Raw genomic sequence first — 21669 nt, 5'->3', positions numbered from 1 at the left:
GATGCGAAGCGCAGGCAGACTATCGGCGATGACCGCGGTGGCGGTGGTGGTCACACTTGGCCTCGGAACCGGCGTCCGGGCGGCGCCGCGGACGGTGGTGGAGGACCTCATCGCCGCGCAGAACCCTTGTCAGGGACTGCGGACCAAGCAGTTCGGAATGACGATCGGCGTGGATCGGCTGAAGGATGTGCGCCTCGACACCGCGACACTCCGGCTTGAAGGCGATCGCCTGTCGATGGATCTCGACGGGAGGCTCACCTGCGAGACGTCGCCCGACAGCGGCTTTTCCGGCGATGCAGCCGCCACGGTAGAAGCCGAAGCCGGACTTACCCTCGCCGATTGCGCAATCGAGACGATCGACGTGCGCCTCAGCGACTTCGGCGGCAGCCTCGGGCCGATCCTCGCGGCCTTCGCGCCGACGATCGAGGCGGAACTGAAGAAGAGCGCGGAGCCGAAGCTCCGCGACGCATGCCGCGACATTCGCGGCCCCGGCAACTGACGCCCGCTGGGGACACGGCCCGGGGACACGGCCCGGGGACACAGGCGGACGACCGCCGTCAGCGGCCGCCCGGGTAGTACTTGGCCAGCCGGCCGGCAAACATGCCCGCGTCGTGATAGCCGTACTGGGCGTGACGCGCGAGATCGACCGCATTCATCGTGGCGAGAATCGGCCCCGACGTCTGCGCACCGATCTCCGCCACCGCGAGATCGGCAGCGCGGCGGGGCGTCTTGCCCCAGCGCAGGACGAGGAGCGAGCGTTCGGCGACGCCGGCGAGGATTGCCGTCTCGGTGGTGGCGAGCACCGGCGCGCTGTCGAAGATCACCACCGCACCGCGCGCCTTTGCGACGCGGAGGAGTGCGGCCAGTTGCCGCGGCTCGCGCAAGGCGCCGAACGCCTCGGCACTGCCCCGGGTCACGAAGTCCACCCGGCTCACCGGGTCGTGACGGATGATCTCCTCGGCAGTCACGTCTCCGGCGATCAGATCGAGCAGGCCGGACGCGCCGCCGACGCCGAAGGTCTCGGCCAGGTGTCCCTGCCGCAGGTCGGTATCGACGAGCAGCACCTTGCGCCCGCCTGCCGCGAGTTCGAGCGCCAGTGCCAGCGAGAGGGTCGACTTGCCCTCGCCCGGAAGCGCCGAGGTCACGAGGATGCTCTCCGGCAGGACCCCGTCGTTCGATCGCTCCAGCGAATGGATGAGACCGCGCGCCGCCTCGGCGAACATGCCGCCGCGCCGCCTGCGCAGGGTCTCGCGCAGGTCTTCCACCTCGTCCTTGCCGAGCGCCGGCACGAGGCCGCCGCTCATCACGCCGGGCAGGCGCGCGAGCTGCTGCGGACTGCGCAGGCCTGTGTCGAGCATCTCGCACACGAGCGCGACGGTGAGCGCGATACTGCCGGCCGCCACCATGGCGCCGATCAGGTAGATGAGTTTGCCGCGGCCCGCAGGCTCGAGCGGCACCGACGCGGGCGACAGGATCTCGGCCTCGGCCACCGGCACGTCGCTCCTGCGGCTCAACTCGCGGCGCTGGTCCTCCAGCAGGTCGAGCGCCTTCTGCTCGCGGTCGACCGTCGAGGTGAGCGCCGCGAGCTGGTTCTGGGAACCGTTCAGCCGCGTGAGTCGTCCCCGTGCCTCATCGAGACCGCTCGCGTTGGCGACGCTTTCCCGGTCGAACGAGGCGAGCTTCGCCTGCAATGCCTGAATGGTGCGGTCGACCTCGCCGACGATCGCGCTCTGGGTCTCGCGGATCGAACTGCGGGCGTCGAGGACCGGCCCGTAGTTTTCGCCATAGACTTCGAGCAGGCGCTGAAGCTGGCTCTGCTGCTGTTGCAGGCTGCGGCGGAGCCCGGCCATGGCCTCGGTGTCGACCGCCTGAGCGGCCTCGGGCGTGCCGCGCCTTGCCTGCAGGCTGGCGAGCGCGGCCGCCGCGTCGGCGCTCTCCGTCGAAAGCTCGGCCTGCCGCGCGGTGAGCACGGAGATCGTCCGCGCCGCATCGCTGCGGGCATCATCGGAGACAAGGCCGGAGGAGTCGCGGAACGCCTTCACTTCGGTGAGCGCGCTTTCGAGCCGCTCCCGCTGCGCTTCGATCTGCGGCGCGAGCCAGGCTTCGGCCTCGCTGACGCGGCCCCGAACGCCGCTGTCGCGGGCATCGAGGTAGATGCGCACGAGAGCATTCGGGATGTCGGCCGCGAGCTGCGGGTCGAGCGAGCTGAAGCCGATCTCGATCACGTCGGTGGTGCCGCTGCGCCGCACGACGAGCCCGTTGTAGTAGCCCGCGATCACCTCTTCCATGATGTCGGCCTGGCTTGGCGCCACCGGTTCGGCTTCGCCCTTGAGCCACCGTTTGGCCCCGTCCACCCACGCGGTGAACGCCGGCACCGGCTTCAGGCTCGGGTTGAACTCCTCCAGCCGGTCGAGGTGAAACTCCTGAACCATCCTGACGGCGATCGGCCGGGCGAGCAGACGCTCGATCTCGGTGTTCGGGTCGAGCGGCGCCGGTCGGCTGTTGGGATCGGTCCCGAGCGCGCTGGTGATCGGCTGCTGGATCAGGAGCCGCGACTGGCCATAGTAGGGCCGTTCCATCCCGAGGATGGCCGGCAGCGCCAGTGCGGTCAGCACCGCACCGACGATCAGGATCAGCCAGATCCTGCGTCGGATGAGCCTGAACACCGAAAAGAGGTCGAGTTCCTCCTCCCGGAGCTGCACCGGCGTCGGCGCCGGACGGATCATGGATCGGGACAGCTTGTCGAAATGTGTCATACCGGTACTCACTCCGCCGGGATGGCGCGGGCAGTCTCGACGAGGCGGTCATAGAGGCCGTCGAGACGCCGCATGTAGGCGGACATACTGAAACGGGAGAGGAAGAGCGCGCGGCCCTCGGAACCAAGGCGGGCACGCTCGGTCGGATCGGCGACGAGGCGCGCGAGCGCCCCGGCAAGCGCCGACACGTCGCCGACGGGGACAAAACGGCCGGTCCGGCCGTCGGTGATGGCTTCTTCGTGGGCGCCGACGCGGGTCGTCACCACCGCGAGCCCATGGGCGAGGCCCTCGATCACCGCCATGGCCATGCCCTCGGAGTATGACGGCAGGACGAGGATATCGGCGTCGGCGCAGAGCGCGCGGGTATCGGTGAGCCCGAGCCAGCCCGGCATCGACACGCGGTTTGCAAGCCCGAGGCGATCCGCGTCGGCCCGGTAGCCCTCGACCGGACCGTCGCCGGCGAGGACCGCCTGCCAGTCGAGCGCGGCGAGGCTTGGGCTTGCCAGTGCCTGAAGCAACTCCGGCACGCCCTTGCGCTCGCTGAGCTGGCCGAGAAAGACGATACGGGGCGCCGCGCCCGGGCGACGGGGCGGCGTCTCCCCCGGATCGGGGACGCAGTTGTGAAAGATCTCGACGCGCTCCGCCGGCACCCCGAGAAGGCCTGTCATCGTGCCCGCATCGCGATTGCCAAGCACGATCACCCGCTCGGCGGCGGCGAACATGGCGCGGATCGCGGCCTGCAGGCGCGGCGAGCGGCGGGTATAGTCCCGGGCATAGTCGTAGTCGTGCAGGTGCAGGACATACGGCGCGCCGATCGACCGGGCGGCGGCGGTCAGCACGAGCTTGCGCGCGGTCGAGCCGCGACCGGCGATGTGGATATGCTGGATGCGCCTCGGCGCGGCAAGCCGGTCGCCTGCGAGCGTCGCAAGCGCCGCCGAGAGGCGGAGCGGCGAGCCCGGCACGGACCAGCGGGGACCACGGGTGTCGGTGACGAGATGTTCCACTCCACCCTCTGCCGCCGCATCGACGATGTTGCCGACCAGCCGGCCGATGCCACCGCCCCGCTCGCGGCCGCCGGAGACGTAGTGTCGGACCGTGGCGGTCATCGGCCGTGCTCCCTGATGATGCGGCGATAGAGGTCGACGGCATGGGCGCCAACGGTTTCCGGCGCGTTCGGGCCATCGGCCCAGGCGCGGGCCTGGGTGCCGAGCGCGGCCAGCCGCTCGGGTCCGTTCGCGAGGCTCGCGATTGCGTCCGCGAGGGCGGCGGGGTCGTCCGGCGGCACCACGAGGCCGAGGCCATTCGGCTCGACGGTGGCGCGCAGCTCCCCCACGTCGGTCACGATCACCGGCTTGCCGAAGGCAGCGGCGAGGTTCAGCACGCCGCTCTGCGATGCCTCGGAATAGGGCAGCACCACCGCGTCGCAGTCGAGAAAGAGCTGGGCGGTCTTGCGGTCCTCGACATAGCCGTGGTGCACCTCGTAGCGCGCCGGATCGCCCATTTCGTCGCGGAACATCATCGGATCGTCACCGCGCCCGGCGATCACCACGCGCAGATCCGGCACCCGGTCGCCCAGCGCCTTCTCCGCCCGGAGCAGCGTCGTCAGGCCCTTGTAGGCCATGATCCGACCGAAGAGCAGCAGGGTGAAGGGCCGGTTCAATGCGGGCCGCAGCCCCTCGTTCGCCGCAAGCTCGGTGTAGCGCTGGATCGAGGGATGCGCGAGGACATGCACCCGCTCGGCCGGCTTGCGGAAGCGATCGACCGCGAGCGTGCGCAGTCCTTCGCCATGGACGACGATGCCGTCCGACTGCCGCGCGATCATCGTCGTTGCCCAGTTCGGCAGGACTTTTGTCTCGTGATCGCCGGGGTGGACGCGCACGTCATGCACCGTCGTCAGGAGCGGGATCGGCCGCCAGAGCGGCGCGGCGAAGTTGAGCCAGATCGTGTTGTTGGACAGAAGATGCACGATACTCGGCTGCTCGCGCCGGACGAGCCGGGTGAGCGACATCAGAAACGCCGGATTCTTCGGGCTCGAGTGCCGCGGCCAGTCGAGCAGGCGCAGATCGACGCCCGGATGAAAGCAGCTCGCAAAGCTCGCATAGCGGCGCGCAGGAACGCCGAGGATCACCGGCACGTGCCGGGCGAGCCCGTTGGCGAAGGAGATCGTGTAGTCCTCGATCTCGGAGACCAGAAGAAGCGGCTTCATTCGGAACTCTCGGTCAGCGCGGCACCGGCGCCACGGGACGGAAGATCACGGGCGGTGACGAGTGTCCGGCGCACGCGGCGCGCGAGGTCCGCCTCGCCCCGGAACGTCAGGCCCGCCAGCAGCAGGCCAAGGCGCTCGCGGACGGTGACGCCCGAGAGCCGCGCGGCGGCCACATGATAAGGATGGTGGTCGGCGAGGCTCAGCCGTTCGGGCCGCCCCTGGGCAATCAGCCAGCGGTTCGTCACCTGCACCGTGGCCTTCCAGTGTGCCATGCGCTTGCGAAGCGTGCCCGCGTCCTCAGTCGCCCGGTACCAGGTGTTCTGGTGAATGCGGTAGGCGCCAAGCGCCTCCGGCAATGCCACCACCGGGCCGATGAAGGGCAGGATGCCGACGATCCAGGCGTCGGCCGAAATGCGGAACTCCGGCGGGATCGGCCCGGCCGCATACCACGCGCCCTTGCGCACGGCGAGCGCGGAGGTCAGCGGAAAGTCCCACCAGCCGGCGCTTCGCACCAGTTGCGGCACGAGATTGCCCGCGCCCAGCGTGCGCGGGATCGTCTTCATGACCAGCGTGCCATCGGAACGCATCGGTTGCAGACGATGGTAGACGAGCGCGGCCTCCGGATTGGCCGCGAACGCCGCATCGACCGCCCTGAGGCGACCGGGCAGGATCCAGTCGTCGGCGTCGAGGAACAGGAGCACGTCGCCGCGGGCAGCGCGCACCCCGGCGTTGATCGCCGCCGCCTGCCCCTGGTTCACCTGCAGCACCGTGGCGATCCGGTCGCCGTAGCTCGCGAGAACCTCGCGGGAGCCGTCGGTCGAGCCGTCGTCGACGACCACGATTTCCGTCTCCGGGTGGCCTTCGGCAAGGACGCTGTCGATCGCGCGCGAGACGAAGCCCGCGTAATTGTAATTGTTGATGATCACGCTCAGGCGCGGCGTCTGTGCCGCCGCTGACGATGCAGTGGCCTCGGTCATCCCGCGCTCCCCCCTGTCGCGACCGAGACGTCGAGGACGTCGGCCGGCAGGATCTCGGTGTCCATATCTGCGTCGATGGTCTGATCGTGGCCCTCGACATTCCGGTGAATGATGACTTCCGGTGTCACCGCGTCGAACGCGTCATCACCGACGAGCGACACCCCCGCGGCGACCAGACTACCGGCGATGACCTCGGACTCGGCCTTGAGTTTCATGCGATGCACGAGTGCGCCGCGCAGCTTCTCCTGAAGGTCCACGCGCCATTTCGCATCGGCCGACCGGAGATCGTACTCGCTTGACGCCTTATTCTGCTGCGCCCGCGCGGTGAAGGACTGGTTCTCGAGCAGGTCGCGCTGCAGCCGCGAGCGCTCGCGCTCCAGCTCCTGCACGCGCGGCAGCGGCAGGAGCCCCTTTTCATGGAGCTTTGTCGCAGTCTCGACCTCCGATTGCTGCGACTTCTGCTCTGCTTCCTGCAGTGTCGCCTGCTTCGCGAGAGTGTCGATCTCGAAATCGACGAGACTTACCAGATCCTCGAGGTGCGCGGCATCGGCGGCGCGCGTCGCGAGCTCGTCGCGCAACAGGTCGTCGTCAAGCGACAGGATCGACGCGGTGTCCTGCGGCGCGACGCCGGCCCGCGCCACACCCGCGGTGTCCATCTTCGGCGACTCGGTCAGGGCCGCCCGCAGGCGGGCGATCGACCCGTCGACGTCGACGAGCTCCGCGGCGTTGGTCTTGAACTTCGCCTTCAGCTCCAGCAGGGCCTCGGTGGTCGGCAGCTTCGGGTCACCGGAGCGGTCGACCCCGCCGGCGAGGACCAGCGCCTGCCGCACCGTGAGCCCGACGTCGAAGCCGATCGCGCCCGGACGGGCGACCGCCCCACCCACGTAGACCGGGCGGTAGGTCGAGACCTCCACCACGACAGTCGGCTTGCGGATGATCGCCTGATCGCTGAGCGAGGATTCAATGCGGTGCCGGATGGTGTCGAGGTCACTGCCGGCGACCATGACGCCGCCGATGTGCGGCAACATGATCCGGCCATCGGCGTTCACCTTCGCCTCGCGCCCGGCGTCATGATCCTCGGCGATGGAGACGAAGAGCACGTCGCCGCGCTGTACCAGATAGTCGGCGCGTGCCTGCATCGGCAACGCCACCCAGAGCGCGGGCCCGAGAAGCCACGCGGCAGACGGGTTGAACCCAACTCGCAACAAACCTGACACTGGCGTAACCGGACCCACTCATACGGATGCAGCCGCCACCATATCCCGGGCGCGCCCGCCGTTGAACGTGGCAACCGGGCTAAGGCGGGCCGCGGGCCTCACACCTTCGGTCGATCCCGGGCCACCCGGGGCCGGGAACCTTGGCCATTCGGATGAAGCGGCGGTCCGCCACGCCCGCTTGACCGCCGCGAGCCACTCGGGGGATCCTCGGCTGGTATTGTCGAGCTGCGCGGGTACCAAGGTGTTGTCGAGCCGCTTCTTCCGATCACGCCCCAGGCCGGGGCGCCGGTCATGAGCATCGTGGACCGGAGTGGGTCCGATGGCCCGGTCGTGCGCTGGCGCACGCTGGAGTGGCTGGGTGCCGGCCTCTGCCTCTTCATCCTCAGCGGGGCGATCTTTCCGCTTCTGCTGACCGGAGGTGCGACGTCCGTCGACGACGGCAGCCGCTCGCTGCTGCGGATCCTGCCGCTGCCGGTCTACGCGATCTCGGCCGGCCTTCTGCTGCGGCATCCGAAGCAACTTCTGGCGGCGGTCCGGCGAAACCTGCCGATGCTCCTGCTGATCGCGCTGCCGTTCCTCTCGGTGCTCTGGTCAGTCGGCCCGTCGGTGACGCTGCGCCGGGCGATCGGCCTCGTCGGGTCGATGTTTCTCGCCTACCTGCTTGCGATCCGCTTTACCCCGAGCCAGCTCCTGCTGCTCATCGTGGCGACGCTCGCGCCCTGCATGGTGTTGAGCGTCCTGCTCATGGGGGCGGTGCCGCATCTGGGCATCATGGAAGACGGAGCGGCACGCGGCGTCTTCATCCACAAGAATGTCCTCGGCTGGGCGGCGGCGCTCTCGACGGTGGGCGCGGGGATCATGCTGATCGATCGATCCCACGGCCTGCGCCTGTTCGGGCTTCTGGCACTGCCGGCGAGCCTCGCGTGCCTCCTCGCGTCAAAGTCGATGACCGGGCTGCTTGCCACCACCGCGGCCGTGGGGCTCATCTGGTTCTTTCTCGCCCTCGGCAAGAGCCGCGGCACCAGCCGCCTGGTGCTGATCACCGTCTTCCTGCAGTTCGTGGCGCTGGCCCTGCTCGCGCTCGGCGAGTTCCTCGTGCCGCTGCTCGAAGCCCTCGGCAAGGACGCGACCCTGACCGGGCGGGTGCCGCTCTGGCATCTGGTCGACGCGATGATCAGCCATAAGATCGTGCTCGGACACGGCTACGCCGCGTTCTGGACCCCCGGTAACGGCGATGCCTGGCGGATATGGGAGGCGATCGGCTGGCAGGCGCCGCACTCCCACAACGGCTACCGCGAGGTCCTGCTCGGCCTTGGCCTCGTCGGCTTCCTGACGCTCGGTGTCGTCCTCGTGCGCGCCTTCTGGCAGGGGGCGGTGCTCTACTGCACCCGGCCGTGGGAAGGCTGGCTCTGGCTCAACGTCTTCGTCGGCATGTACCTGGTGATGAACCTCACCGAAGCGATCTTCCTTTTGCAGAATGACCTCTTCTGGACGCTGTTCTCGGCGGTGATCCTGATGATTGCCCTGCGGTATCCCGAACGCACGCAGATGGACCCGGGGCATGGCTGACGCGCGCCGGCCGGCGGAATACACGTTCGCCACGCTTGTCGCCGCCGCCATCGGGATCATCTTCTGGGCGCAGACGGCCACCGTCGCGCGCGGGGCAGACTATGTCTGCCAGCCGCCCGGCGCGGCGCTGTCGGTCGCTCCGGACCTCTCTCCGCTGCCGAGTCTTACCGTCGAGGCGGGCGCGCTCTATGTTGCGCCCGGGGGCGACGACACCCGCAATGGCCGCCAGCCCGCGCCATCCGGGGACGACGGGCCGCTCGCAACGCTCGGGCGCGCGCGCGATCTGGCACGGGCCGACCCTGCGATCAGCCGGATCATCCTGCGCGGCGGCGACTACTGGCTGGACGCGCCCGTCACCTTCGGGCCAGAGGACAAGGGTCTCTCCCTCGGCGCTGCCCCGGGCGAGACCCCGATCCTGCACGGCGGGCCGAGGGTCACCGGCTGGACCGAGGATGCGGACTGCCGCTGGTCGGCCCCCCTGCCCATACCCGATGGAGTTTCTCCGGGATCGCTTTTCGCCGATGGCCGACAGGAGATCCAGGCGCGCTGGCCGAACCTGCCCGAGGGGGGCGGCTGGCGTGATGGCTGGCTGTTTGCCGCCGCGCCACCGGACGGCTCCGAATGGGAGGGCAACCTCCGCTTCCGCTTCCACGACGGCGACGTGCCGCCCCTCGATGGTGTCGAAGGTCTGACGGCGCACATTGTCGGCGGCTTCAATCCGTCAAGCCAGTGGGGCAGCGACACCCTGCCGGTGACCGGGATCGACCGCGACTCGCACAGCGTCACCACGCTTGGCACCGCATACTTCTTCACCGGCGACGGCAGCCGCTACTTCCTTGCCGGGCGCCGGGAGTTCCTCGATGCGCCCCGCGAGTGGTGGTACGACCCGGCCGCCCGTCGGGTGCACTACGTCGCGCCGCCCGGCGCGTCTCCCGCGACGTTTTCCGCAGGCACGCTGCCGACGCTCCTGACCCTCGACGGCGCCGACCGCATGAGCATCACCGGTCTCACGCTCCGGGACGGCTCGCCGATCGGCACCGGCAAGGTCGGGACCGACACCCGCGGCGGCGGGGCGATCCGCGTGGCGCGTTCCGCCGACGTCCACATCTCGGGGAACACCTTCGAGGATGTCGGCGTGGCGATCCACGTCACCGAGAGCCCAGCCGCGACGATCACCGGCAACCACATCGCCCATGTGGCGGGCAACGCCATCTACCTCGGCACCGACTACGGCAGCTTCGGCCGCTCGGACGGCGCCCTCATCGCCGGCAACCACATCAGCGACGTGGGCGAGGTCTACTTCGAGTCGGCCGGCATCTGGTTTCAGGCGACGACCGGCACGCGGGTCGCGCACAACCTGATCGAACGGGCGGCACAGTTCGGCATTGCCGGCGGCTCGCTCTGGGGGCCGGAGGATGCGGTCTACGACGCGGTGATCGAACTCAACGAGGTCCGTGACGCCAATCTCGCCACCGCCGACGGCGGGGCGATCAAGCTGATGGGCGAACAGGCCGACCCGCTGCGCAGCGTCATCCGGCAGAACCTCGTGACTGGCACCGACCAGTTGATGAACCGCCCCGACGGCAGCTTCTGGCCCGCCCGCTACGAGAGCGTCGACGAGTGGCCGACGCCGATAAGCTGGGCGATCTACCTCGACGGCAAGGCGAGCGGTGTCACGATCGAGAACAACCTCGTGCTTCGCAACGTCGCGGGGATCGGCCTGAACGGCGGCTGGTCGAACGTGGTCCGTGGCAACATCGTCGCCGCGGGCAGCGGCACCGCGATCCGCATCGACGACGGCACCGGCCGCGACTGGCACCCGCCCTGGGCCGAGCCGAACCTGATCTCCGGCAACCTCCTCCAGATCGAGACGCCGGGCACCCCGGTCACCTACGTCTACGCACCGGGCCACGGCGCGGACTATGCCCGCTTCGCCGGCAATCTCTACGCCGGCACCATCGACGACAAGAGCTTCAAGGTCTGGCCGGAGGTGATGGGGCACGGCAGCTACGGCAGTCCGGCAGACGCCGCCGCGGCGGGACTCGACGAGGGCAGCCGTGTGGTCCCGAACGCAGGCTTCGTCGATGCCGCGCAAGGCGACTACCGCCTGCGTGCCGACTCCGTGGCCCGCGCCATCGGCATCGGGGATTTCCCTCTCGATCAGATCGCCCCGACAGGCTGCGCCCGGGGCGAGTGCTGACCCCCGGCTTCATCCTCCGGTTCACAAGCGCGTGGAGCCGGATCAGCCCTTGGGTCACCCCCTTGCCCAACGCGCTACGTCGATTAGCCGACTGCCCGCCCGGGTCCCCGCCGCCTAATCTGGTTGCAATACCAAGTCAGAGCGATCGGAGTAAGCGGTGCAGCACCAAAAGATTTCCGCCGAGATGGCAGAGCCGCTGGGTGCGGCACCCGCCACTCTTGCCAGGTTCAACCGACACCCGGTGCCGTGGATGAACCTGCTGGGCGTGCGCGTCTCGGCCGTCAACATGACCTCGGCGGTCAGGAGCATCCTCGGCGCCATCGCCGCCGGGCGGAAGGGCTATGTCTGCCTGCGCGACGTCCACGGCGTCGTACGGTGTCAGAACGACGAGGCGTTGCAGCGCGCCCATAACCGCGCCTTCCTGGTGACGCCGGACGGCATGCCGCTCGTCTGGGCCCTGAAGGCCGCCGGTCACAAGTCCGCCGATCGTGTTTACGGCCCCGATCTGATGCTTGCGCTCTTTGACAAGGGCCGCGAGACCGGCACCCGGCATTTCCTTTACGGCACGACCCCGGAGGTGCTGGAAAAGCTCTCCGCGCGGCTGACCGAGGCCTATCCCGGCGCCGAGATCGTCGGAACCTATGCGCCACCGTTCCGGGCGCTGACCGAGTCCGAGAGCGAGGAAATCGCGGTGGCGATCAACGCCACGAAGGCGGACATCGTCTGGGTCGGCCTCAGCACCCCGAAGCAGGAGCTCTGGATGGCCGAGATGCGCCCGGCTCTCGATGCCGGGATGCTGATGGGCGTCGGCGCCGCCTTCGATTTCCACGCGGGCGTAAAGAGCCAGGCGCCGCGTTTCATCCAGCGGTCGGGCTTCGAGTGGCTCTACCGGCTCGCGAGCGAGCCGCGGCGGCTCTTCCGTCGCTACGCGGTGGTGATCCCGAGCTTCCTCAGCCTGGCGGCGCTGCAGGTCACCGGCCTGCGCGAGTTCCCGATGGCTCCGAGGTCGCCGGCGCCGCGACCGACCCTTACAGCCGTCCAGCGCAAGTGACCCGTGCCTGAGAGCACCGAGTAGCAGGATTGTCATGACGCCCGGCGATGGTTCGCGCCGGGCGCCGTACTTTACCGAGGGTAGATCGAGGGTAGATCCATGAGTTCCATCAGCACCGGCCCGAAACCGAAGCTCGTGTTCTTCCAGTGGGACCATACGCCAAACGCCGGCGCGGCGAAGTTTCTGCTGTTGCACATGCAGGACCACGTGAAATGCCTGTCGCAGTCCTTCGACGTGACGGTCGTGAACGAGGACTGCGACTTCGCCGAGGTCTGCGATCGCATCCAGCCGGACATCGCGCTCTTCGAGAGCGGCTACCGCACGCATGGCTCGCGGCGGATCGACATCCGCAACGTTCACGCCGACTCGAGCATTCCGAAGATCGGTCTGCACAACGGTGATCCCTGGTGCGACCGGCGGGCCGGTTTCCTCTCTGACATGGAGCATTGGGGGGTCGAGACGTTCTTTGCGATCTGCACCATGACGCCGGCCTATACGCCGGAGGCCGCCGGTCACTTCTTTGCCTGGCCGAACTTCATCGATCCGACGATCTTCCACGACTACGGGATCGACAAGACCGTGCCGGTGATGCTGGCGGGACAGTCGTATTGCCTCTACCCGTGGCGGCAGAAGGTCTATCCGCTCCTTGCCGGCAACTACCCCTCGCTCATCTGCCCGCAGTTCAAGTACGAGAGCCGCGCAGCGCAACGGATGTTCGTGGGCGAAGCCTATGCGCGTGCACTGAACGCGAGCAAGGTCGTGCCGACCTGCGGCACCATGGGCAAGGAGGTCGTGCGCAAGCATTTCGAGATCCCGGCCGCCATGTCGTGCCTCCTGACAGAGCGCACGCCCGGGCTCGAGATGGCGGGTTTCGTCGATGGCGAAAACTGCATCTTCGTCGATGGCGAGGACGTGCTCGACCGGCTCGATCATCTGTTCAGCCACCCCGAGGAACTCGAGCGGATCACCCGCGCCGGCCATGATCTGGTCCACGCGCGCCACACGCTCGCGCACCGGCCCCAGATGCGTGAGTGGTACGAACTCAGCCGCCAGCTTCGGCCGGGACAGCGCATCGTGCAGGAAAACCCGTTCGAGCCGCTGCGGATCGCCGACGCGGCCCATGCCCCGCAGCGTCCGCTGGCCATCACAGCGCTCGACCGCCTCGACATCGCGCGAGGCGACGCGGCGCTGTCGCGGGGCGACGTGGTCGCGGCGCGCGGGCACTACGACACGGCGCTTACCTACGTCACCTATCTTCCCGAGGCGCGCCTGCGTCTCGCCATCTGCGACCTGCTGGAAGGCAAGGCGCAAGCCGCGCTCGATCGCGCCAGCGACCTCGTCGGCACGACCACGATCGACTATGGCGCGGCCGACCCCGATCCGGCTGAATGGGCTTTCGTGCTCGTGAGCATGATCTGCCTCGGCCGGCTGGCGGACGCAGAGCGCCTCGTCGGCTGGTATCCGGCGCTGAAGGGGGGCGAGCTCGGCTATGTCCGGGCGGCGCTCGATCGCCTCGCGGGGCGTCCGGTGACGGCACCCGATGAGGCACCGTTCACCCGCGCCAGCGTTCACGCCCTGCCGCATCTCGGTTTCTCAGAATGGCTCGAACGGCTGGCGCACTGTGCCGCCGCGGCCGGGCAGGACGAAATCGCCCGGGCGTTGCGCGAGCAGGCGGCGCCGGTGGGCGGCGAGAAGCGTCGGCTGAAGGTTCGCGGCTATACCGGCATCGAGCGCGCCCTGCGCGTCGTCGGCCTCGGCACGGTGCTGCCGAATGTCCCGCCGCTGCCGGAGTTCGCGTTTCTCCCCCGTCTCGGGCGCAGCACCGCGCGCACGGTGCTGCGGAGCCGCTTCGGACAGCCGCTGAACCGGCTCCGGCAGAGGCTCATCGCCCTGCGGGAGAACGCGTCGCGCGACGGCAGACAGCATCGGACCTCGGTTTGACCCGCAGTACCCTTCTGGTCGCGAGGACCGCATGATCCGTCGCTCGATTGCGTTCTCTCTCATCGACAAGTACGCCGGCATCGTCCTCGGGCTCGGGACGATGGCGATCGTGTCGCGCATCCTCTCGCCTGAGGAGGTCGGCCTCTTCATGGTGGCGAGCGCCGCGGTGATCCTCATCGAGGCATTCCGGGACTTCGGCGTCGGCGCCTGCATCATCCAGGCACCGAAGCTGACGCCCGAACTCGTGCGGACCGCGTTCACCGTGATGGCGCTGCTCTCCGCCGTCTTCGCCGCGTTGCTCTGGCTGGGGGCAGCGCCCCTTGCCGCGTTCTATGGCGATCCACGGCTGACCGGCATGATCCACATTGCCACCCTCGGCTTCATTGCCGCGCCGGTCAGCAACCCGCTCCTGTCGCTCATGCGCCGGGATCTCGCCTTCAGCAGGGTCGCCGTCGTCAGCATCACCGCGGCAACGGCGAATGCGATGGTGACGATCGTGCTCGCAATCATGGGGTTCGGCGCGGCGAGCTTCGTCTGGGCCTCGGTCGCGGCGGCGGCGGTGATGGCGACCGGGGCCATCATCATGCGGCCGGAGCCCTGGGTCTTCCGGCCGACGCTCCGGGAATGGCGGCACGTGCTGCCGTTCGGAGCCTGGTCGAGCGTCGTGACGCTGCTCGGCCTGCTTTTCGACTACATGCCGCGTTTCATCCTAGGCCGGGTGATCTCGATTGCGGCGGTCGGGCTCTATTCCCGGGCGCTCTCGATCTGCCAGCTGCCGGACCGCGCATTGCTCTCGGCCGTCCAGCCGGTGGTACTGCCGGCGCTCTCCGCCCGGGCGCGGGACGGCGGCGACATGAAGGAGCCGTACTTTCTCGGGCTCGCCAGCATCACCGCGCTGCAGTGGCCGGCGCTCATCTGCCTCGCACTCCTGGCCGAGCCAATCGTGCGCCTGCTGCTCGGGCCGCAGTGGACCGAGACCGTCCCGCTCATCCGCATCCTGTCGCTGGCCTCGCTCTGTCTGTTTCCGTCCTATCTCACCTATCCGGTGCTGGTGGCGGTCGGCCGGGTGCGTGACCTTGCGACCGCAAGCCTGATCGCGCTGCCGCTCTCCATGGCGATCATGCTCGGCGCGGCGCACTTCGGCCTGACGGCGGTGGCGCTCAGCCTCTTTGTCACCGCACCACTGCAGGTGGGGGTCGGCGTCCACTTCGTCCGACGGCATATCCCGTTCGGCTGGGGCGAGTTCGTGCGCGCGCTGCGCCCGAGCGCGGTGGCGACCCTCGGCGCCGCGGCGGTTCCGGCGGCGCTTCTCGCCGCCTCCGGCGGCACCCTCGGCCTCGGGGCGATGGCTGTCGCCGTGGTCGGCTCGGCGATCGGCTGGCTCGCCGCACTCCGGTTCGGCCGCCATCCGCTTGATCCGGAGGTGCGCCTCGTGGTGGCGAAACTCGGCTCGATGATCGCTCGCCGGCGGCTGCGGGCCTGACACCCCGCGCGCGCCGCCGTCAGACTGAGAAGATCTGCAGGCTGCGACCACCCAGCACGACCTCGGCACCCGCAGCCTGCGGCTCGGCGTCGGAATCGATTGCCCCGGTGGCGCTGTCGAGCCGAAGACGCCAGCGCCGCCCCTCACCCGCATCGGGCAGGACGAAGGGCACATCCTCATGGGCGCCGTTCGAGAGCAGGAGCAAACCGTTGCCCCGGGCATCCGCCAACACCATCGCAATCGCCAGCACGTTTCCGTCGGTCCATTCCGCCTCGGTCATCGGCTCGGCATCGGTGCGGAGCCAGCGCACGCCGGGCAGGCCGCCTTCGCTGACCGGATCGCCCCGGAGCCACTGCGGTGAGGTGAGGAGCGGGAGTTCGCGCCGAAGCGCGAGGGCGCCGGCGACGAAGCCGCGAAACGCTTCCTCCCGCCCGGCCGGGCTCCAGTCCATCCACGCGAGCTGGTTGTCCTGGCAGTAGGCGTTGTTGTTGCCATCCTGCGTGCGGCCGTTCTCGTCACCCATCAGGATCATCGGCACGCCCTGGCTCACGAGCATCGTCGCCATGGCGAAGCGGCGCATCCGGTCGCGCAGATCGAGCACGCCTTCATCTTCGGTCGGCCCCTCGACGCCGCAGTTCCACGAGCGGTTGTCGTCGTGCCCGTCGCGATTGTCCTCGCCGTTCGCCTCGTTGTGCTTCTCGTTGTAGGCGTAGAGATCCGCGAGTGTGAAGCCGTCGTGGGCGGTGACGAAGTTGATGCTGGCCCACGGCCGCCGCCCGCGCCGGTCGAAGATGTCGCCCGAGCCGAGCACGTTGCGCGCGAAGCTGTCGACCGTCCCCTGATCGCCCTTCACGTAGGCGCGGATATCGTCGCGAAAGCGGCCGTTCCACTCGGCCCAGCCGGGCGGGAACGCTCCCACCTGGTAGCCGTGGTCGCCCAGATCCCAGCTCTCGGAGATCATCTTCACCCGGGCCAGCACCGGGTCCTGCGTCACCGCGTCGAGAAAGGGCGAGTTGAAATCGACGTTCTGCCGGTCGCGGGTGAGCGTCACCGCGAGATCGAAGCGAAAGCCGTCGACGTGGCACTCCTCCACCCAGTAGCGGAGCGAATCCATCACCATCTGCACCACCCGCGGGTGGCGCAGGTTCACGTTGTTGCCGCAGCCGGTGGTGTCGAAGTAGTAACGCGGTTCGTCGCCGAGCACGTAGTAGCTCGCGTTGTCGAGCCCGCGAAACGACAACGTCGGCCCGAGCTGGTTGCCTTCGGCGGTGTGGTTGTAGACCACGTCGAGGATCACCTCGATGTCGGCCTCGTGCAGCCGCTGCACCATGGTCTTGAACTCGGCGATGTCGCCGCCCGGCATCAGATAGCGCGGTGCTGGCGCGAAGAAGCCGATGGAGTTGTAGCCCCAGTAGTTCGCGAGCCCCTGCTCGACCAGATGGCGGTCGTCGAAGAACGCCTGGATCGGCATCAACTCGATCGCGGTCACGCCAAGCTTCGAGAGGTGCTCGACCACCGCGGGCGAGCCCAGTCCCTCGAAGGTCCCGGCAAGCGGCGGATGGATGCCCGGATGGCTCATGGTCATGCCCTTGACGTGCGCCTCGTAGATCACCGTATCCGACCATGCCCGGTTGCGCGGCCGCTCCGGTCCCCATGTGTGGGCCTGGTCGATCACCCGGGCCTTCGGCATCGCCCGCGCGCTGTCGCGCCGGTCAAAGGAGAGGTCCTGATTGCGGTGCCCGATTCGATAGCCGTAGAGCGAGTCGTGCCAGCGTACTTCGCCGGAAAGGGCGGGGGCATAAGGATCGAGCAGCAGCTTGTTCGGGTTGAACCGATGCCCCGCGTCCGGCTCGTAGGGTCCGTGCGCGCGCAGTCCGTAGAGCTGACCGGGCCGGAGGTCGGGGAAATAGCCGTGCCAGACTTCGTGGGTGAACTCGGGCAGCGCAATCCGGTCGGTCTCGCGCTTGCCCTCGGCATCGAACAGACAGAGTTCGATCTTCGTGGCGTTCGCCGAGAAGACCGCGACGTTGACGCCCGAACCGTCCCAGCTCGCGCCGAGGGGGAATGGCAAGCCGGCCGAGACGCGGGTCGCGGACGCCATGGTGAACCTCGTTTTTCAGGAATTCCTCGGGGTTAAGCCGCCACGGTCCACATGGTTCCAACACAAGTCGGCGGCGGACGCTCGCTCGTCAGGATGGCAGGAACGGCAGAAGCTCTTCAGTCTCCATCACACGGCAGTAGACGAGGTTGAGCGTCGCAAGCTCGGACGCGTGGATCTCGTCGGTCCCGGCAGCACAGGCATCCTCGACCAGGATGATCCGGAAGTTTTCGTCCGCAAGCCCACGCACCGTGGAGGAGATGCACTGGTCGGTCAAAACCCCTGCCACCACCACGTCCGTGATGCCGAGGGTCCTGAGCGCAAGACAGAGGCCGGTTCCGGCCAGCGCGCTGTCGCCGGTCTTGGTGGCCACGAACTCGCCCGGCAATGGCGCCACCAAGTCCGGGATCTGCGCCGCTGGCTCGGTGGCGAGGAGCGGTGCGTTTCCTCCGGCACGGCGGGCGCGCGGCCGGTCGCACCCGTCCTCGCGCCAGCTTCCCACCCTGACGTAAGCGACTTCGAGGTCGGCCCCGCGGAACCGGGCGAGCAGCCGCGCGACGTTCGGCACCACCACGTCGCGCATCCGCACATGAAACGGTGCCCAGGCGCGGTATCCGACAAGTTCGTCCGCTTCCAGCGTGGCGGGGTCGGGGAAATCCAGATAGACGTTCTGCACGTCGACCACGAGCAGAGCCGTGCGCCTCGGGTCGAGCTCGGGATCCTCCGGCTCGGGCCAGGCCTCGGTATAGAACGACCGGTGCCGGTGCTTCCAGCTCACGCTCCGCCCCCCTCGCCCGGGTCGAGCACGTCCTTCGCGGCGTTCAGCATCGCCGCGAGCGCATCCGAGCCGCCGAGGTCGGGATGCACCCGCCGCATCAGCCGGCGGTAGGCCGCGCGCACCTCGTCGAGGCTTGCCCCGGGCGTGAGGCCGAGCACGCCGTAGGCCTCCGCCTCGGTCATCGGCGCGCCCGAAGCCGCCCCACCCGGCGCGGCCTCGCCCCGCCGGCCGGCACGGTCCAGCCAGGCGAGAAGCAGCGCGAGGCTTTCCTCATCGCCCGCCGCCTCGAATGCCGCTGCGAGCGCGCGGATCGCATCCGGGCCGAGATCGCTGAGGCGCCGCCCGACGTCAGGCCCCTGCAACACCTCGCCGTCCATCTCGCCGCTCACGCGATCAAGCGTCATGCGGAGCCCCGCGCTCCGCACCTCGGCGTGCTCGGGGGCCGGCCGACTGGCCCAACCGGGCAATGGCCGGCTTGTCGAGGCTCGCCCCGTCGGCATGCCGCGCCAGAGCCAGAGCCCACCCAGCACCGCGGCCACCGCGAGGGGTACCAGCCGCAGCGCCGCGAAGACGGCCGCGAGAACGAAGACGAGGATCGCAAACGCACGCTCGCGCGGCTGGGTCTGGAAGAGGATGGCGATTGCCCCGAAGGCGAGGAGCGCGAGACTGGCCCAGATCGGGGCAGTCATGGCCCAAGGTCCGCGAGAAGCCGCCGCGCCCCCGGCGTGCCGCGCGCCTCGAGCGCGGCGAAACCGCCGCCCGCGAACGCGGCTATTGATCCGAGCAGATCGGCGAGCCCGGCGGCCGACCCCTCGTCGAACGGCAGATGCGCCCCGCGGGTCAGCCGGGCGATCTCGCTGAACGTCCGCGCCGCTGCCTTGTCGGCACCCTCCTGAAACAGGAACGCCCGCGTCCCGCGCAGGGCGAGACGCGCGGCCGCATCCGCGAGCAGGTCCGGGTTCTCCTCCATGGCATCGCCGATGAAGACCAGCGCGGCCACCGGCGCCCTCTGCCCGGCGCTTTCCGCGTGTTCGAGCACCCGGCCGATCTGCGTCCGCCCGCCGCGGCAGTCGATCCGGGTCATCAGCCGCTTCAGCTGCTGGGCGCGCTCCACCCAGCCGGATGCGCGCGCCTCGCCCACGCCGCGGTAATAGACAAGCTGCACCGCGAGCCCGCCCTCCCCGACCGCATCGAACATCGCCGCCTGCAGGTCGCAGGCGATGTCCCAGGTCGGCTGCCGGCTGAGCGTTGCATCGAGTGCGAAGACGAGCCGCCCCCGCGCCCCGGCACCGGGCCGGCCGATCGCCCGCGCCTCGGCGAGAAACGCCTCGACTGCCGAGCCCTGCTGCCGGGCGGGAGCGGCCGGCACATCGCGTCGCGTATTCATCGTGATGCCTTCATTCTCCACGCATGATCTGGCGACATCCCCGCACAATGCAAGGCACGCCGTCCGCTTGGCCATCGACTTGCGCGCAACATGAAACTCCCGGCAATTCCCGCTGGACGCCCGGAGTCGGCCTTGCTATAGGCTGCTCCACCCTCAAGGGGGCGGCATTCCGGCGTAGCTCAGCGGTAGAGCAGTTGACTGTTAATCAATTGGTCGTAGGTTCGATCCCTACCGCCGGAGCCAACTAAATCATATACATAGCGGGTGAATTGGTGAGGCTCTTAGGAGCCGAGTAGCCACTCGCAAATGCCTAAGGAGGCTACCTCCATGCTTTTCGGGCACGGAGGGAAAGCTGATGCACTGACGCTGCACACGTTGCTGGCGGACCGCGCACGGGAGGCCGAAGGGCTCGAATTCAAAGCAGCGCTCTCCTTGGCGTCGGAGCGCGACCGAAAGGAATGCCTGACCGACGTCTCGTCGACGAAGGCGCGGGCGCTTGCCTGCGCCTTCGCATGGTCTCTTCGCCACGCTGAAGCGCAGCTACGGCCGGGTTCGGGTCCGATATCGCGGCCTCGTTCGCAACGCCGCCGATCTCGACCTGCTCTGCCTCGCTCTCAACCTGCGCAGGCTCGACGTCCTCACCCGATGACACGGGCCGGGGCTCGCCGCCCCCAACCCGGGGACGGCCTTCCAGTGTCCCGCGCCTTCGGGACATCGACCCGCTATCTCCCCCGAAAAACCACCCGGCAACTGTCGATCGCCCCTCTACCAGGTTCGCAGAGGTCTCTCTGACACATGACCACGCCGCTCTCGTGCTCGCCATGGCCTTGGCGGCGGGATATTGATGCCGCTCTGTTGAGTGGGAATAAAAGGCACCTCCGGGTGGTCTTTAGCGAAGAGAGCAACATATCACAGTTCCCGGGGATCAGGTGACCGGTAAGCCCGGCAGCCCGGCCTCACAATACTGCATGGAGGGAATGAGAAATGGCTGATAGCTGGCTTCCGTCGCTCAGGACGGCAACGGCGCAGGAGGGGTTCGAGCTCGCGACGAAGCTGGCTCGCGTCGGTGTGAAGCTGACGCAGCCCTCGGCGGAGGTGCGGGACAGGGTGCGTGCCGCTTACGAGCAGGATGCGGCGCAACTGATCGCCTCGTCGCAGGTCATCGCCATCCATTTCCAGACGGTGGCCGCGGCCAACAACTATTGGCGCGACTGACCGGTCGGTCGCGAAGCGAGGCGGTCATGGACAGATTTGCGGTTGGCGATCATGTGAGCTGGAACTCGGAGGCCGGTCGCGTCACTGGCCGGATCATCCGGGTTCACCATGCGGATTTCGACTACAAGGGTCACACGCATCGGGCCTCGAAGGACGATCCGCAATACGAGATCAAGAGTGACAAGACCGACCACATCGCCGCCCACAAGGAAGGCGTCCTGACGAAGATCGACTGATGGCCGCACGGATCGTCACCATCGGCCATTCCAGTCGGAGCCTTGATGACTTCATCGACATGCTGCGCGCGGCCCGGATCGGGATGGTGATCGACGTGCGCGCCTTTCCCCGCTCGCGCAGCAATCCCGACTTCAACATCGACCGTCTGCCGCAGGAACTGGCGCGCGTGCAGATCGGCTACCGGCACATCCCGGCCCTCGGCGGCAGGAGGCCGAGGCAGCGGAGCGTCGACGAGAGCCTCAATGCGCTGTGGCGGGTTCAGAGCTTCCACAACTACGCCGACTATGCGCTCGGCGACGCGTTCGCGGCCGGGTTTCGTGAACTGGTCGAACTCGGCCGTGACCACCGGCTCGCCCTCATGTGCTCGGAAGCCGTCTGGTGGCGTTGCCACCGCCGCATCATCGCCGACCATCTGCTGCTGAACGGCCACGCCGTCGATCACCTGCTCGGGCCGGGGCATCTCGAACACGCCTCGCCGACGCCGGGCGTGGAGAAGGATCCGCTGGGACGCGTCATCTATCCTGCACCCCCGACCGTCGGCGGGGAGCAGTAAC

General features: G+C 68.7%; 19 protein-coding genes and 1 tRNA gene. 11 read left to right on the top strand and 9 right to left on the bottom strand.

From position 1 onward, the window contains the following. Position 1: 1 nt before the first annotated feature. Complete coding sequence (locus HNP73_RS10235; RefSeq protein WP_184148553.1) at positions 2-499, top strand: hypothetical protein; 498 nt, start codon at positions 2-4, stop codon at positions 497-499. Positions 500-557: 58 nt separating this feature from the next. Here HNP73_RS10235 and HNP73_RS10230 read toward each other — a convergent pair whose 3' ends face one another. The 5 genes from HNP73_RS10230 to HNP73_RS10210 are packed head-to-tail and all read right to left on the bottom strand — an operon-like array spanning position 558 to position 7078. Then, positions 558-2756, bottom strand: coding sequence for a GumC family protein (locus HNP73_RS10230; RefSeq protein WP_184148552.1), 2199 nt, complete (start codon positions 2754-2756; stop codon positions 558-560). A gap of 8 nt (positions 2757-2764) precedes the next feature. Beyond that, positions 2765-3862 (bottom strand): glycosyltransferase family 4 protein, encoded by a 1098-nt coding sequence (locus HNP73_RS10225; RefSeq protein ID WP_184148551.1) that lies wholly within the window; start codon positions 3860-3862, stop codon positions 2765-2767. Next, positions 3859-4962 carry a glycosyltransferase family 4 protein gene (locus HNP73_RS10220; protein ID WP_184148550.1) on the bottom strand — a complete coding sequence of 368 codons (1104 nt, stop codon included), beginning with the start codon at positions 4960-4962 and terminating at the stop codon, positions 3859-3861. Before HNP73_RS10220 ends, HNP73_RS10225 begins: the two co-directional genes overlap by 4 nt. Then, positions 4959-5939, bottom strand: a complete 981-nt coding sequence (locus HNP73_RS10215; RefSeq protein WP_184148549.1) for a glycosyltransferase family 2 protein — start codon at positions 5937-5939, stop codon at positions 4959-4961. The genes HNP73_RS10220 and HNP73_RS10215 overlap by 4 nt, the downstream gene beginning before the upstream one ends. Beyond that, entirely contained in the window at positions 5936-7078 is a 1143-nt protein-coding gene (locus HNP73_RS10210) for a polysaccharide biosynthesis/export family protein (RefSeq protein WP_184148548.1), read from the bottom strand. Before HNP73_RS10210 ends, HNP73_RS10215 begins: the two co-directional genes overlap by 4 nt. 369 nt (positions 7079-7447) lie before the next feature. Here HNP73_RS10210 and HNP73_RS10205 point away from each other — a divergent pair, with 369 nt between their 5' ends. From HNP73_RS10205 to HNP73_RS10185, 5 genes are all read left to right on the top strand, one after another. Continuing rightward, a complete protein-coding gene (locus tag HNP73_RS10205; protein WP_184148547.1) occupies positions 7448-8725 on the top strand; it encodes an O-antigen ligase family protein in 1278 nt (425 codons plus the stop codon). Then, complete coding sequence (locus tag HNP73_RS10200; RefSeq protein WP_184148546.1) at positions 8718-10925, top strand: right-handed parallel beta-helix repeat-containing protein; 2208 nt, start codon at positions 8718-8720, stop codon at positions 10923-10925. The genes HNP73_RS10205 and HNP73_RS10200 overlap by 8 nt, the downstream gene beginning before the upstream one ends. Positions 10926-11082: 157 nt before the next feature. Then, entirely contained in the window at positions 11083-11976 is an 894-nt protein-coding gene (locus HNP73_RS10195) for a WecB/TagA/CpsF family glycosyltransferase (RefSeq protein WP_343063256.1), read from the top strand. A gap of 99 nt (positions 11977-12075) precedes the next feature. Then, complete coding sequence (locus HNP73_RS10190; RefSeq protein WP_184148545.1) at positions 12076-13917, top strand: glycosyltransferase family protein; 1842 nt, start codon at positions 12076-12078, stop codon at positions 13915-13917. A gap of 31 nt (positions 13918-13948) precedes the next feature. After that, on the top strand, positions 13949-15400 hold the full coding sequence (locus HNP73_RS10185; RefSeq protein ID WP_184148544.1) for a lipopolysaccharide biosynthesis protein: 1452 nt from the start codon (positions 13949-13951) through the stop codon (positions 15398-15400). A gap of 19 nt (positions 15401-15419) precedes the next feature. Here HNP73_RS10185 and glgX read toward each other — a convergent pair whose 3' ends face one another. The 4 genes from glgX to HNP73_RS10165 form a co-directional block, all read right to left on the bottom strand. Further along, on the bottom strand, positions 15420-17501 hold the full coding sequence (gene glgX / locus HNP73_RS10180; RefSeq protein ID WP_184148543.1) for a glycogen debranching protein GlgX: 2082 nt from the start codon (positions 17499-17501) through the stop codon (positions 15420-15422). An 88-nt stretch (positions 17502-17589) separates the two neighbouring features. Further along, complete coding sequence (locus HNP73_RS10175; protein WP_184148542.1) at positions 17590-18276, bottom strand: isochorismatase family protein; 687 nt, start codon at positions 18274-18276, stop codon at positions 17590-17592. After that, positions 18273-18965 (bottom strand): J domain-containing protein, encoded by a 693-nt coding sequence (locus HNP73_RS10170; RefSeq protein ID WP_184148541.1) that lies wholly within the window; start codon positions 18963-18965, stop codon positions 18273-18275. Before HNP73_RS10170 ends, HNP73_RS10175 begins: the two co-directional genes overlap by 4 nt. Then, entirely contained in the window at positions 18962-19663 is a 702-nt protein-coding gene (locus tag HNP73_RS10165) for a VWA domain-containing protein (RefSeq protein WP_184148540.1), read from the bottom strand. Before HNP73_RS10165 ends, HNP73_RS10170 begins: the two co-directional genes overlap by 4 nt. Positions 19664-19831: 168 nt before the next feature. Between HNP73_RS10165 and HNP73_RS10160 the strand changes: the two genes are divergently transcribed. The 5 genes from HNP73_RS10160 to HNP73_RS10140 all read left to right on the top strand — a co-directional run bounded on the left by HNP73_RS10160 (position 19832) and on the right by HNP73_RS10140 (position 21668). Next, positions 19832-19906: transfer RNA gene (locus HNP73_RS10160), tRNA-Asn, on the top strand. A 253-nt stretch (positions 19907-20159) separates the two neighbouring features. Continuing rightward, complete coding sequence (locus HNP73_RS10155; protein ID WP_184148539.1) at positions 20160-20312, top strand: transposase; 153 nt, start codon at positions 20160-20162, stop codon at positions 20310-20312. Between the two features lie 335 nt (positions 20313-20647). After that, positions 20648-20878: a hexameric tyrosine-coordinated heme protein gene (locus tag HNP73_RS10150; RefSeq protein WP_184148538.1), complete on the top strand. Its 231-nt coding sequence runs from the start codon at positions 20648-20650 to the stop codon at positions 20876-20878. Positions 20879-20904: 26 nt separating this feature from the next. Beyond that, positions 20905-21114: a hypervirulence associated TUDOR domain-containing protein gene (locus tag HNP73_RS10145; RefSeq protein WP_184148537.1), complete on the top strand. Its 210-nt coding sequence runs from the start codon at positions 20905-20907 to the stop codon at positions 21112-21114. Then, entirely contained in the window at positions 21114-21668 is a 555-nt protein-coding gene (locus HNP73_RS10140) for a DUF488 domain-containing protein (RefSeq protein WP_184148536.1), read from the top strand. The genes HNP73_RS10145 and HNP73_RS10140 overlap by 1 nt, the downstream gene beginning before the upstream one ends. The last annotated feature ends 1 nt before the right edge of the window (position 21669 follow it).

This window comes from Amaricoccus macauensis (assembly GCF_014201905.1).
Lineage (GTDB): Bacteria > Pseudomonadota > Alphaproteobacteria > Rhodobacterales > Rhodobacteraceae > Amaricoccus > Amaricoccus macauensis.
Note: the sequence above shows the minus strand (reverse complement) of the source record. Positions and strands in the feature narration are given on the sequence as shown.